The following is a 12,882-nucleotide window of genomic DNA, read 5'->3' as shown; positions in this document are numbered from 1 at the left end:
GCCAGCAGCTACAGCCAGCATCCGGTCCAGCAACCCTGGTGCAACCATGTTGCCCAGGATCGCCTGCACGGCGGGTCCGCCGACCCATAGCTCCCGCGGCGCCTCCCTCGCGGCGCGCAGGATATGCTCCGCCACGGCCTCCGGTGCGAAGACAGGGGCGACGGGGCGCGGACGGCGGGGCATATGGTTGCGCGCCCAGTCGAACTGCGGCGTATTGACCGCCGGAAGTTGCACCATCGTCAGGCGCACGCCGCTGCCGGCGTGGATCAACTCGCTGCGCAGCGAGTCCGTGAAGCCGCGCATCGCGAATTTGGCGGCGCAGTAAGCCGCTTGCAAAGGAATGGCGCGGTAGGCCAGCGCCGAGCCCACCTGCACGATCGTGCCGCGGTTGCGCGGGCGCATGTGCTGCAGCGCCGCCAGAGTGCCGTGGACGGAGCCGAGATAGGTCACCTCGGTCACGCGGCGGAACTCCTCGGGCGTGATCTCCGCGACCTCGCCGAGCACGGTGACCATCGCAGCGTTGATCCAGACGTCAATGGCGCCGAAGGCCGCGACCACCTGCCCGGCGGCGCGGAACACCGCGTCGGGGTCCGCGACGTCCACCGGCAGGGCCAGCGCCGCCGCGCCGTCTCGCTCGATCTCGGCGCGGGCCGCCTCGAGCCCCTCCGCACCGCGCGCGAGGAGCGCGACGTTCCAGCCACGCCGCGCGTAGGCGCGCGCAGTGGCGCGGCCGACGCCGGCAGAGGCGCCCGTGATCACCACCGTTCCACGATCCGCCATGCCGACCTCTCCCTTCTTCAGCGCGTCCTGGCAGGGGTGAGGTTGGGATGTCCTGGCCGCGCGAGGCCGCGCCTTGCATGCTGCCGTCGCGACCGAAGGGGATCCTGCGCGCCGCTTCAGGAACGCGGCCCGACCCCCTGCCGGCTCGCCCCTGCCTTGCCGTCCAACGGCTGCCGAGGCGGCCGGGTTCCCGCCTGCGCCAGCCGTGCCTGCACGTCCTTGCCCGGGCCGCGCCTTATAGTGACGCGGCCCGGGCCCCCGAAGGCCGGGCCGGTGAGCGGCGGCCATCGCCGATCAGCGCGAAGCCGGCCCAGAAGCGGGTATGAGCGTAGGCGGCCGGGAAGGGGCCGGTGCCGGCCCTTTGCACCAGGTCGAGTTGCGCCCGTTGCAGCGCCAGGGCGGAGTCGGGTCCTTGCTCCTGAAGCTGGAGCATCTGGGCCATGGTGTTGACTGCGGCAATCTCCGCCACGTTCCAATGCGTCACCAGCAGGCCTCGCGCCTCGGCCCAGAAGAAGGATTGGGCCAGCCCCGAAAGCTCCTCGCCGGCCGCACCGGCCGCGGCCGTGGCCTGCTGGGAGCCGAGCAGCAGCAGGATGGCAGTGCCGTGCGTTGACCGCATGAACTCGGGCCTTCTGACTGATTTTCCGAAGGGACAAGCGGCCTGCAGCCAGAATTTAACAGAAATTTTCGATATTTCATTAAATAAAATCGATATTCATGAAAAATATCGGTCGAAACTTTGATGGTTGTCGGCTGCCAGGACCCGTCCCATCATGCGCGTCGGGGATCTCCGGCGCGAAAACACTGAACTACCGCCCCAGGTTCAGGACCTGCACCCGGCGATTGGCTGCCGCAGCCACCTCATCCGCGGTGGGGATCAAGGGATCGTCCTCCCCCCATCCGACCACCTCGATGCGCGCTGCATCGACCTGATATCGCCGCACCAGGAAATCCCGCACGGCCTCGGCGCGTCGCTCCGACAACGCCTGATTCATGTCCCTTGAGCCAATCCGGTCGGTATGGCCTTCGATCCTGAAGCGATCCGCGCTGAGATCCGGCGAGCTGAGCGCCCGCCCAAGCGGCAGGAGGACGGCCTCCGCGCCCGGTGTCAGGTCTGCCGATCCTGACGGGAACGTCACGGTGATACTGACGGCGGGAACGTCCACCGGCCGTCGTAGCCCGACGCACATCCGCCACGGCCGGAGCGGAGCGGCGACGTGCTTCAGGGGCGACAGGGCTGGTCACGGCATCCGAAGCCGGAGCCGAAGCGGGCGCCGCGACCGAAGCGGGAGCCGGGGCGGGCAGGCGAATGCCCCGCTCGGCACTCGGCAGCCGGCTCAACTGCTGGATCAGGGCACGCGTCACGGCGTCGGATTGTGCTATGGCAGGCTCATGCGGCGCGAAGATCAGCCCGGCCATGGCAAGCGCGATCAACCTCATCGGCGAGATCCCGGTGGCACTGTTGCTGACCTACTATTGCATAAAGATATACATTTTTAGCGCCTCACTATTTTTGAAACCCTGTACCGAGTCAACACGACGGCATCGTTGACGTGATTCCGGCAGCCACAAGGGGCTGATCCGAACCCGTATCTCCGTTCGCGGCTCCACGACGGGCACCACGACGCAGGCCAAGCCCACGTCGCTGCTCTCCCGTCTCCCCGCGCGTAGGCTGCCGGGCTGCCCCGACCGCCGGTTCGCCCATGCCTTGGGCTACCCATTCCCGTGTCAACCGCTCGACCCAACGAGCGGCAGCATGATCCCGGTCATGCACCCGGCCACAACAGTGGCAGGTCCAGACCCGAACCTTGAGGCCGAGGCGCGGCCCCACGAGGCCGCAATCCGGGCAGCACCCGGTGCTGCGCTCGAAGCGCCCGACCTCGTGCAGTCGTCGACCACGCCACGCGGCCTTGTAGCCGACCTGCCGATACAACTCGCCCAACCCCGCGTCCGCGACTGATTTCGAGAGATACGGGTTACGGGCCATGCCCTGCACCGACAGATCTTCCACCCCGATCACGGCCGCTTTGGCTGTCAGCGCCGACGAAAGGTGGTGATGATGGTCGGCCCGCCGGTCCCGCACCTGACGGTGCGCACGGCCAAGCCTCTGCTGCCGCCGCGCATGACGGCGGCTGACCTCGCGCTCCTCCTTCTTCCTGGCGTGCTCCGCACGGCTCCAGCGCCGTTGGAGCCGCTTCAACTTCTTCTCGGCCTTCCGCAGATGCCGCGGCGCTTCATGCCGCGCGCCATCGCTCTCGACCACCAGGGCCGACAGGCCGCCATCCAGGCCGAGCACGTCCACAGTCGGCTCGGGCACTGGCACCCGCGCCGCCGGCGGCGGCGCCCTGAACTGCACCGAGAACACACGGCGCTCACCGTCGAGGCGCAGCCGGGCGGCCAGCAGGTGTCCCTCGGGCCAGCGCCCACCCCGGATGCGGATGGCACCAAGGCGCATAACATTGGCCCGTCCGCGCGCGTGCTTGGTGTGCCTGCGGGTCAGCTCGGGCAGCGCCGCCGACGCGAGATAGACCGACCCCTCGCCCGCCTTTCGCTTCCGCCACTTCGGGAAGCCAGCCTGGCTTCCCTTCGGCAGCCCCGCCTTGCGGTCCGCGAACGCTCGGCTCCGGGCCTGGCAGTACTGCCGAACCACATCCACCAAGGCGATGGCGGGCACTTCGGCCAGCCACGGATGGCTCTCCTTCTAGACCGGCAGCCACTTCGTCAGGTCAGCATAGGCGATGGACTTGCCCGTGCATTCCCGATGCGTGCCGTCGAACTCGACGCATCGGTTCCAGACCCATCGGCAGGAGCCGACCCACCCGCGAAGCACATGCTCCTGCTGCGCCTTGAGGGTGGCGCAGAACGTCGCGGCCTGCACGACCTCCGTCATGCCGCCCGCTCCGTCAGCGCGGACCAGCCGAGCGGCGGCGCTAGCGCTGACAGGATGGCGTCCGCCCGCTCGGTGGCGACCACCTTCCTGCGGTTCCAGCGCCATTCCATCTCATGCAGGTAGCGGCTGGCATGTTTACGGCTGATGTGGTGCCAGACGCCGTTCACGGCGCGGCGGAACAGCCCGAAGAACGCTTCTGCGGTGTTGACGTGGGCGTCGCCCTCAGCAAAGCGCCGCCGCCCGTGCTCCACCGTGTCATGGGCGGCGAAGCCGCGCCCTGGCTCCCGGTAGGCCGGCAGCCCATCCGAGATCAGCCGCGCTCCGGGGTCCACCGAGGCCCGCAGCGCACCCCCGTTGGCCTCCTTGGTGTGACTGGCGATCAGCCCGGCCCGTGCTTCGCCGCCCCTCTCCACGGCGACGAACATCGTCGCCCGCCCTCGACCACGGCCGCGCTTCGACGCAGCCGCGTCGTGCGGCTCCTCGGGCTTCTTCCGTCCCCCGAGATAGGCTTCGTCCGCCTCCACGATGCCCCTGAGCAGGCGGTCGCGTCCCGCCATCATTGCCCGGATGCGGTGCCCCATGAACCACGCCGTCCTGGTGCTGACGCCAATGAGGTCAGCCAGCCGCAGGGCCGCAACGCCCTTGCTGGACGATGCGATCAGGTCGATGGCCGTGAACCACTTGCAGAGTGCCACTTTGGTGCCGTGCAGGGCGGTCCCACTCGCCACCGAGAACTGGTGGCTGCAGTCGCGGCATTGAACGGCTTCGAGATGGGCGCGACATGGCTCCTCGCTCCCAAACCGCTTCTGGAAAGCCGCCAGCGTCATCCCGCCCAAGTTCCTCTTACGTTCTCAAGATAGAGTGGCGCCCTGAACCACGTCAACAGGCGGGCAACACGAAACCCGCCCCGGCATGATCGGACAGGCGCGCTGCACCACCATCCCGGACGGTGGCATCCGCCGCAGCCGAAGGAAGCGGTGTTCACCATCCTGAACACGGACGTTCAGCGACGTTCAACGGCATTGACGCCAGTTCCCGGGCAGCTGGCCCAGGACATTGATTCTACGAACATCGCCGACTGGCACAGAGCTTGCCAACAGCGACCTGTCATGCCCTCGATCGATTTCATCCTGCAGCTTCCACTCATCCTCGGCATCGTCGCCGCGGCGGGCGTGGCATGCCTGCGCCCCGCCTTCGCTGCACCGGTCGGGGCTGCGGCGGCGGCCGTTTGCTTCGCCCTCTATCTGGGCATCGCCGGCGGAGATCCGGTGTCGGCCAACTTCTGGGCGGTGCCGTCGCTCGGCATCGCGGGCGGGTTGCGGTTGGATGGTCTCGCGGCGCTTTTCGCGCTGCTGATCACGGGCATCGGTGCGCTCGTTCTTCTCTACGCCGGCCGTTACCTGGAAGGCGATGCCCGGTTGACGCGGCTCGTGGTCCTGCTGCTCATCTTCGTGGTGGCGATGCTGGGGTCGGTCACCGCCGACGACGTCATCACCCTGTTCATCTTCTGGGAACTGACCAGCCTCGCTTCCTTCTTCCTGGTCGCCTACGACCATGAGAAGCCGGGGGCCCGGAAGGCCGCGCTGCAGGCGCTGCTGATCACCGGCGGCGGCGGCCTGGCCTTGCTGGCGGGCCTGGTCCTGGTCGGCATCGCCGCCGGCACCACCAGCATCTCCGGCATCATTGCGGCGCGTGAGGCGGTGCTGGCGCATCCGCTGGCGGTGCCGGCGATGCTGCTGCTGGTGCTCGGCGCCTTCACCAAATCGGCGCAGTTCCCGTTCCACTTCTGGCTGCCGAACGCCATGGCCGCGCCGACACCGGTCAGCGCCTACCTACACTCCGCGACCATGGTGAAGCTCGGCATCTACCTGCTCGCGCGGTTCAACCCGGTCTACGGCACGGAGGTGCTGTGGCAGAACCTGCTGACGGTGACAGGCTTGGTGACGGCGCTGACCGGCGCGATCCTCGCCTTCCGCGAGACCGACCTGAAGCGCGTACTCGCCTACACCACCGTCACCGCGCTGGGCACGCTGACGATGCTGATCGGAGTCGCGCCCGAACTCTCAGCCACCGCGGCCGTGACCTTCCTGCTGGTCCATGCCCTGTACAAGGCCGCGCTGTTCCTGGTCGCCGGCATCCTGGACCACGAGACGGGCACGCGGGACGCCTCCGCCCTCGGCGGTCTGCGCGCCACCATGCCGTGGACCGCCGCGGCGGCGGTACTCGCCGCGCTGTCCATGGCCGGGCTGCCGCCCTTCGTCGGCTTCGTGGCGAAGGAGATCGTCTATGAGGCGAAGATCGCGACCGATGGCGGGGCGGGCCCGGTCGTCGTCGTCGGCTTCCTGGTGAATGCAGCAGGCGTGGCGATCGCCGGCCTGCTGTCCTGGCGCATCTTCTTCGGCACGGTGCGGCCGACGCCGATGGCGCCGCATGATCCGCCGGTCGCGATGCTCGCCGGGCCGATCCTGCTGGCGACTCTCGGCCTCGCCGCCGGCACGGCACCGTCCTTCCTCGGCGACTGGCTGCTGGATGGCGCGGCGGCGGCGATCCTCGGCCATCCGCCCGCGACGCAGTTGAAGCTGTGGCACGGCTTCACGCCGATCCTGGCGCTGAGCGTCGCCACCGTCCTGCTCGGCGTCATCCTGCTGCTGCTGTGGCCACGCTTCATGCCGCATCTGCGGGCGACGAAGGTGCTGGACCACATGGGGCCGGGCCGCGGCTACGAGCGCACCCTGGCCGGCACCGTCGGCTTCGCCGAGGCGATCACGGCGGCGGTGCAGCACGGCAGCCTGCGCGGCTACATGCGGATGCTGCTGCTGGTCGCGGCGCTCGGCCCGCTGGTGATGTTGCTGGCGCGCGGCGGCCTCGCCTGGCCGGCGGATGCGGCCGTCGACCCGCGCGTGCTCGCCTTCGGCCTGATCGCCGCCGGCGCGGTGGCGACGGCGCTCGCCACGACCACACTTGCCGCGGTGATGGCATTGGGGCTGGTGGGCTTCGGGGCCGCAGTGGTCTTCCTGACCTTTGGCGCGCCCGACGTCGCGCTGACGCAGTTCACGGTCGAGGTGCTGCTGGTCGTCATGCTGGCGACGGTGCTGATCCGGCTGCCGATCCACGGCCGCGATACCCGCAGGCCCCGCCAGCGGGCCGGCGATGCCGTGGTGGCGGTGGCGGCGGGCAGCTCCGTCGCGCTGCTGCTGCTGGCCGTTCTTGCCTCGCCCTTCGATCCGCGACTTGGCCTGTGGTTCGGCGAGAACAGCATCCCGGGCGGCCATGGGCAGAACGTGGTGAACGTCATCCTCGTGGATTTCCGCGCGCTCGACACGCTGGGCGAGATCGCGGTGCTCGCCATTGCCGCCTTCGCCGTCATCGCGCTGCTGCGCGGCGCGGCCCGCCCGCTCCGGAGTGGAAACTGACGATGCCCGCCTCCCTCATCCTTCGCGCCTCCGCGCCGCTGCTGCTGTGGGTGCCGCTGCTGGTGTCGCTGTACCTGCTGGTGCGCGGGCACAACGCGCCGGGCGGCGGCTTCGTCGGCGGCCTGGTCGCCGCGGCTGGGCTCGTCTTCTACGCGATCTCGCGCGGGCAGGCGGCGGCGCTGGGCGCCATGCGCCTGCCGCCGGCGTCCTGGTGCGGCGTGGGCCTGCTGCTGGCGGCGGGCAGCGGGCTGCTGGCCTGGCTCGATCCCTCCGCCGGCTACCTGACGCATCGCTGGTGGTTCCCGGACCTGCCCGTGAAGCTGCCGCTGAACACCGCCTTCGTCTTCGATGTCGGCGTCTACCTCGTGGTGATCGGCACGATCACCGCGATGGTCTTCGCCCTCGTGGCGGAGGATTGAGGCCGTGGGAGCGTTCCTGGCCCTGACCGTCGGCGTGCTGGTCGCCGCGGCGGCCTACCTGCTGCTGGCGCGCGACCTGCCGCGGGCACTGCTCGGCTTCGTGCTGCTCGGCACGGCGGCCAATCTCTCGATCTTCGCCGCCGGCCGGATCGGCACGATGGTGCCGCCGCTGGTGGAGTACGGTGCGACGGCGCTTGTGGCCGGCGCGGCGAACCCGCTGCCGCAGGCCCTGGTGCTGACCGCCATCGTCATCGGCTTCGGGCTTGCCGCCTTCGCGCTGGTGCTGGTGATGCGCGCCCACGCCGAGTTCGGCAGCGTGAGCACCGAGGACATGGATGCGGCGGAGGCGCCGGACCAGCCGGTGGCACCGGCACCGGCGCAGCAGCCTCTCCCTGAGCGGCGGGAGGCAGCCTAATGGCTCAGTCAACTGGCTGTTTTGAATCCGGTCTGGAACGGCGTGCGGCTTTGGACGACGGCCCAGAGCACGTTCACGCGGCGGCGTGCGAGGGCGATGACGGCGGTGTGGTGGCGTTTCCCCTCGCGTCGCTTGCGATCGTAGAAGGCGCGACTATCGGCGTGGCTGAGCGAGCAGAAGGCCGACTGGTAGAAGACGCGCTTGAGGCCCTTGTTGCCGCCATTGGGTCGTCGCAGGAAGCGGGTTCGGCCGGATTGCCGCAGCACGGGCGCCATGCCTGCGGCGGAGGCGAGCGCATCGGCGGAGCGGAAGCGGGAGAGGTTGCCTGCCTCGGCGATGAGTTCAGCGCAGAGTACGACCCCCATGCCGGGCAGGCTGCGGATGAGGGTCGCATCAGGGTGGCGTTCGAGCAGCGCCTCCAATTCGCGATCGAGTTCGATGAGGCGGGAGCGGCAGGCCAGGGCCTCGGCGGCGAGTTCGCGAATCATGCGCGCGGTCATGCGCTCGGCTGGCACGGCGATGGCCTGTTCGGCGGCGGCGGCGAGCGCGCGGTCGGCGAGGGCCTCGACGTTGGGCAGGCCGCCGGCGGCCTGCAAGTGGCGCACCAGGCGCTTACGGCCGGCATTGCGCAGCTCGGCGGGTGTGACGAACTTGGTCAGCAGATGCAGCGGCCCTTTGGTGGTGAGGTCGAGGCGGGCTTCGAGGCCGGGGAAGATGCCGACCAGCAGGTCATGCATGCGGGCCAGTCGCTGGGTCTGGGCGTGCACCAGGTCGCGTCGTCGGCCGGCCAGCAGCCTGATCTCGATGTCTATCTCAGTGAACGGTTCGACCCTGCGAAGATCGGATCGGGTGCGGACCTGCTCGGCGATGGTGCGAGCATCGCGCGGGTCGGACTTGTTTTCGCCGCCGACGGTGCGCTGGCGGGCACGGTTGACGGCCAGGCCCGGCACATGAACGAGGGTGAAGCCTGCTTCGGCCAGCATGACTTCGGCGAGGCTGGCGATACCGCCGATGACGTCGATGCCGATCTGCACAGCTCCGCCGAGGGCTGCGAGTTGTTCTGCCAAGCCCGCGATCTCGGGCGGCGTGTTGGGGAGCTTGCGGTCGATCCGCACGGCGCCGTTGGCGTCGATGGCGGTGACCCAGTGGATGTCCTTTGCGATGTCTATCCCGACACTGATCCTCTCCATGGTGCCCTCCGGCGATTGAAGGTTCGGCACCCCACCCGCGCCGTCGTCGCCCTACACAGCGATGGATCGCAGAGCCTAATCAGCGGTCGAGGCGGAGTGGCGGTGCCGGGGGATCTACCTCCCGAGCCATCCTGGGCAGCCAGCATGAGAACCATCCCGGCACCGCCGCCGCGCCGTGATCCTGGCATGACAGGACCACGGCGTCAGGCACTGCCAAAGCAGCATCTGAACGGTAGGGCGGCGTGATGCGCCAGATCCTCCTCGTCGCGCCGATCCTGATCCCGCTCGTGGCCACCGCGGCCACGGCCCTGCTGTGGTCGCGCCCAACGGCGCAGCGGCTGGTCGGTCTGGCTGCCGCCATCGGGCTGTTGGCCGCCACCCTGGCGCTACTGGCGGAGGTCATCTCCGGCGGCATGGTGGTCGGCCAGATGGGCAACTGGCCGGCGCCCTTCGGCATCAGCCTGGTGGTGGACCACCTGGCCGCCGCGATGCTGGCGATCACCGGGCTCATGGGACTGGTGGTCGCCGTCTATGCCATGGGCCCCGGCGCGCAGGAGCGTGACCGCGCGGGCTTCCAGCCGCTGTTCCATGCGCTGCTGATGGGGGTTGCCGGCGCCTTCACCACCGGCGACCTGTTCAACCTGTATGTCTGGTTCGAGGTGATGCTGATCGCCTCCTTCGGCCTGCTGGTGCTCGACCGCACGCGGGAGCAGATCGATGGCGGCATCCGCTACGTGATGCTGAACCTGGTCGGCACCACCTTCTTCCTGCTCGCCGTGGGCCTGGTCTATGGCCTGACCGGCACGCTGAACCTGGCGGATCTCGCGCGCGTCGCGCCGCAGGTCGAGAACCAGGGCGCGCTGGCGGCGGTGGGCGTGCTGCTGCTGGTGTCCTTCGGCGCCAAGGCCGCGGTCTTCCCGCTGTTCAACTGGCTGCCGGCCTCCTACCACACGGCGTCGATGCCGGTGGCGGCGATCTTCGCGGCGCTGCTGACCAAAGTCGGCGTCTACGCCATCATCCGCATCTTCACGCTGGTCTTCGCGCATGACCAGGCCCTGTTCGGGCCGATCATCGGCGTCGTCGCCATGGCGACGATGGTGGTGGGCGTGCTGGGTGCGGCCGCGCATTACGACGTGCGCCGGATCCTGAGCTTCCACATCATCAGCCAGATCGGCTACATGCTGGTCGGCGTCGCGCTGATGACACCGCTCGCGATCGCGGGCAGCGTGCTCTACGTCATCCACCACATCGTGGTGAAGGCGAACCTTTTCCTGGTGGCCGGCGCGATGCGGCAGGTGGGCGGGTCCTTCGCGCTCGCGCGGCTTGGCGGGCTATGGGTCACGCGGCCGCTGCTCGGTCTCGCCTTCCTGATCCCGGCGCTGTCGCTGGCCGGCATTCCGCCGCTGTCCGGCTTCTGGGGCAAGCTCGTCGTGATCCGCTCGGGGCTGGAGGCGGAGGCCTATGTGCTGGCCTTCGTCGCCCTCGGCGTCGGTCTGCTCACGCTGTACTCCATGGTGAAGATCTGGAACGAGGCGTTCTGGAAGGCCGCACCGGATGCGGCGGCGCCGCCGGTCGCGTGGACCCCGGCCCAGCGGCTCGCGACCTTCGCGCCCATCATCCTGCTCTGCGGCGTCACCCTGGTGATCGGCCTGTGGACCGAGCCCTTCGCCGCCTTCTCGATCGCGGCGGCGGAGAGCCTGCTCGACCGCGAGGGCTACATCGCCGCGGTGCTCGGCACCAACCCCGTCCAGCTCACGGAGGCCGTCCCATGAAGCTCGCGCTCGCCTGGCTGCGGGTCTGGCTCACCTTCCTCACCGAACTGGCGAAATCCACCGGCGCGGTGGTGCGTGCCGTGCTGGGGCCGACGGAGCGGTTGCGTCCTGCGATCCTGGCCGTGCCGCTCGATGTCCGCTCGGCCGCCGGCACGGCGCTGTTCGCCAACATCGTGACGCTGACGCCGGGGACGACCAGCCTGGACGTCTCGGCCGATGGCCGCACGCTGTTCGTGCATGTGCTGGACGCGCCGGACCGGGCGGCGGCGGTCGCCGACATGAAGGCCATCCTGGAAACCCGCGTGCGTGCGGTGCTGCCATGAGCACCGGGCTGATTCCCTGGGCCGCCGCGCTGGCGCTGGTCATCGTGGCGCTCGGCGTCATTCCCGTCGCCTGGCGGCTGTTGGCTGGGCCTTCCTCGGCAGACCGTGCCATCGCCACCGACATGCTCGGCCTGCTCGGCGTCTGCCTCGCTGCGCTCACCGCCGTGGTCGCCGGCCAGTCGGCCTTCCTCGATATCGCGCTCGGCATCGCGCTCGTCGGCTTCCTCGCCGCGGTCGCCTTCGCGCGGCTGCTGGAGCGCAACGGCAGGAAGCCCGTCGTGAGGCCCGCCGAATGAACACCCTCATCGAGATCCTCGCCGCGCTCCTGCTCGTGGCGGGCGCCGCCGTCGTGGCGCTGGCCGCGCTTGGCGTGGCGCGGCTGCCCGATCCCTTCAGCCGCATGCATGCGGCCGCCAAGGCGGGGGTTGCGGGGGCCGGGCTGCTGCTGCTCGGCGCCGGCCTCGCCTTCGGGACACCGGGCGCGGTGGCGACCACCGTCGTGGCGGTCGCCTTCCTGGTCCTGACGGCACCTCTCGCCTCCCACGCGCTCGGCCGCGCCGCCTATGTCGCCGGCGCGCCGCTCGGCGCCGCGAGCCAGGCCGACGCGCTTGCAGGCGTGCTCGAGCGTCGCATCCAGGACATCAACCCGGCGCGCATCGCGGCCTTCCCGCCGACATCGCGCGCCCCGTTTCAAGGAGAGCCGCCCATGAGCACCCTCCAGGCGTTCCCGCGCCAGGCCGAAGCGGCCATCCGCGAACCGGATACCGGTGCGCGGAACGACGACGTGGCGGTGCCGCTGCGCCGCATCCTGGTCTGCCTGGTCGGCGGCCCGGCGCAGCGCGAGGCGGCGGCGCAGGCGGTGGACCTGGCGCGCTCGCACGACGCCGCGGTGCTCGGCCTGTCGGGTGCCGGGCTGGAGCCGCGGGCCTGGCGGGGGCCGCTGCCGCTCGGCGGCACCTACTGGTCCAGCTGGCTCGCCTCGAAAAGCCGCGCCCGCATGCGGGAAGCCGCGGCGACGGCCCTGGCCGAGTTCCAGTCGGTCGCCGCCGCCCATCCGCGGGTCGAGACCCTTGCGCGGCATGAGGAAGCTTCCTCGCAGGATCTCGTCCGGCTGCTCGCCGGGCAGGACCTGGTGATCGTGCCGGCGGGGGCCGGGCCGCATGAGGTGGAGAGCCACCCGGGGCACGAGACGGCGGCCTCGCTCGCCGCCGCGCGCATCGTGCCGGTGCTGCGGGTCCGGCGTCGCCAGGGCACGATCCGCGGCGTGCTGCTCGTGGTCGGCTCCTCCCCCGGCTGCGGGGCGCTGGCGGCGGGGCTGCTGCGATCCGGGCTATGGTCCTCGGCGCCGGTGTCCATCCTGCCGGTCGGCGACGACCGGCGCGGGGTGCGGGAGATGGTCGGCGCCCAGGCCGAGTTGCTGCGGGCGCATGGGCGCCGCGTGGCGGTGATGGCGCCGGTCGGGCTTGACTTCGAGGTGGACGAACTGCGCGCGCGGCTGGCCTGCTTTGATGCGGCGGTGGTGTCCTGCCTGTCGACACGCTACGGAGGGTTCTTCGACAGCATCCGCGGCTGCGCCTTCGAGACCGCCGCGGAGACCGTGCCGCTGGTCCTGCTGCCCTGACGCAGGGGCCCCAGGGGTGCGGGTGGGGATGGGATGGGAGGATGGGTGGAGCCGACCGG

At 70.2% G+C, this 12,882-nt stretch carries 13 protein-coding genes and 1 pseudogene; 7 read left to right on the top strand and 7 right to left on the bottom strand.

The annotated features are described in order from the left end of the window. From ACFHPP_RS12700 to ACFHPP_RS12675, 6 genes and pseudogenes are all read right to left on the bottom strand, one after another. A partial coding sequence (locus tag ACFHPP_RS12700; protein WP_437163615.1) for an SDR family oxidoreductase occupies positions 1-780 on the bottom strand: 780 nt, incomplete at its 3' end. 235 nt (positions 781-1,015) lie between these two features. Further along, entirely contained in the window at positions 1,016-1,399 is a 384-nt protein-coding gene (locus ACFHPP_RS12695) for a CHAT domain-containing protein (RefSeq protein WP_437163614.1), read from the bottom strand. Between the two features lie 190 nt (positions 1,400-1,589). After that, on the bottom strand, positions 1,590-1,946 hold the full coding sequence (locus ACFHPP_RS12690; RefSeq protein WP_437163613.1) for an OmpA family protein: 357 nt from the start codon (positions 1,944-1,946) through the stop codon (positions 1,590-1,592). 365 nt (positions 1,947-2,311) lie between these two features. Next, a pseudogene (locus ACFHPP_RS12685) lies at positions 2,312-3,466 on the bottom strand (RNA-guided endonuclease InsQ/TnpB family protein); the annotation flags it as partial. 15 nt (positions 3,467-3,481) lie between these two features. Continuing rightward, complete coding sequence (locus ACFHPP_RS12680; RefSeq protein ID WP_437163612.1) at positions 3,482-3,670, bottom strand: helix-turn-helix domain-containing protein; 189 nt, start codon at positions 3,668-3,670, stop codon at positions 3,482-3,484. Next, on the bottom strand, positions 3,667-4,497 hold the full coding sequence (locus ACFHPP_RS12675; protein ID WP_437163611.1) for an IS1595 family transposase: 831 nt from the start codon (positions 4,495-4,497) through the stop codon (positions 3,667-3,669). The genes ACFHPP_RS12680 and ACFHPP_RS12675 overlap by 4 nt, the downstream gene beginning before the upstream one ends. A gap of 282 nt (positions 4,498-4,779) precedes the next feature. Between ACFHPP_RS12675 and mbhE the strand changes: the two genes are divergently transcribed. The 3 genes from mbhE to ACFHPP_RS12660 are packed head-to-tail and all read left to right on the top strand — an operon-like array spanning position 4,780 to position 7,917. Further along, positions 4,780-7,083, top strand: coding sequence for a hydrogen gas-evolving membrane-bound hydrogenase subunit E (mbhE, locus tag ACFHPP_RS12670; protein WP_437163610.1), 2,304 nt, complete (start codon positions 4,780-4,782; stop codon positions 7,081-7,083). A gap of 2 nt (positions 7,084-7,085) precedes the next feature. Beyond that, positions 7,086-7,502 carry an MnhB domain-containing protein gene (locus tag ACFHPP_RS12665; protein ID WP_430672411.1) on the top strand — a complete coding sequence of 139 codons (417 nt, stop codon included), beginning with the start codon at positions 7,086-7,088 and terminating at the stop codon, positions 7,500-7,502. Between the two features lie 4 nt (positions 7,503-7,506). Next, the gene (locus ACFHPP_RS12660) at positions 7,507-7,917 is read left to right on the top strand and encodes an NADH-quinone oxidoreductase subunit K (protein WP_437163609.1); all 411 of its coding nucleotides are present in this window, start codon (positions 7,507-7,509) and stop codon (positions 7,915-7,917) included. A gap of 8 nt (positions 7,918-7,925) precedes the next feature. Here ACFHPP_RS12660 and ACFHPP_RS12655 read toward each other — a convergent pair whose 3' ends face one another. Further along, positions 7,926-9,107, bottom strand: a complete 1,182-nt coding sequence (locus ACFHPP_RS12655) for an IS110 family transposase (protein ID WP_437163608.1) — start codon at positions 9,105-9,107, stop codon at positions 7,926-7,928. 245 nt (positions 9,108-9,352) lie between these two features. On the opposite strand from ACFHPP_RS12655, the gene ACFHPP_RS12650 reads away from it, so the two are divergent. Genes ACFHPP_RS12650 through ACFHPP_RS12635 form a run of 4 tightly spaced genes read left to right on the top strand, consistent with a single transcriptional unit; the run spans position 9,353 to position 12,823 of the window. Then, on the top strand, positions 9,353-10,879 hold the full coding sequence (locus ACFHPP_RS12650) for a proton-conducting transporter transmembrane domain-containing protein (protein ID WP_437163607.1): 1,527 nt from the start codon (positions 9,353-9,355) through the stop codon (positions 10,877-10,879). Then, positions 10,876-11,202: a Na+/H+ antiporter subunit E gene (locus ACFHPP_RS12645; protein ID WP_437163606.1), complete on the top strand. Its 327-nt coding sequence runs from the start codon at positions 10,876-10,878 to the stop codon at positions 11,200-11,202. Before ACFHPP_RS12650 ends, ACFHPP_RS12645 begins: the two co-directional genes overlap by 4 nt. Next, positions 11,199-11,498 carry a monovalent cation/H+ antiporter complex subunit F gene (locus ACFHPP_RS12640; protein WP_437163605.1) on the top strand — a complete coding sequence of 100 codons (300 nt, stop codon included), beginning with the start codon at positions 11,199-11,201 and terminating at the stop codon, positions 11,496-11,498. Before ACFHPP_RS12645 ends, ACFHPP_RS12640 begins: the two co-directional genes overlap by 4 nt. Next, positions 11,495-12,823, top strand: a complete 1,329-nt coding sequence (locus tag ACFHPP_RS12635) for a monovalent cation/H(+) antiporter subunit G (RefSeq protein ID WP_437163604.1) — start codon at positions 11,495-11,497, stop codon at positions 12,821-12,823. Before ACFHPP_RS12640 ends, ACFHPP_RS12635 begins: the two co-directional genes overlap by 4 nt. Positions 12,824-12,882: the final 59 nt, after the last annotated feature.

This window comes from Falsiroseomonas sp. E2-1-a20, from assembly GCF_051433195.1.
Classification (GTDB): Bacteria; Pseudomonadota; Alphaproteobacteria; order Acetobacterales; family Acetobacteraceae; genus Falsiroseomonas.
The sequence above is the reverse complement of the archived record's forward strand: the minus strand, read 5'-3'. Positions and strand labels throughout refer to the sequence as shown.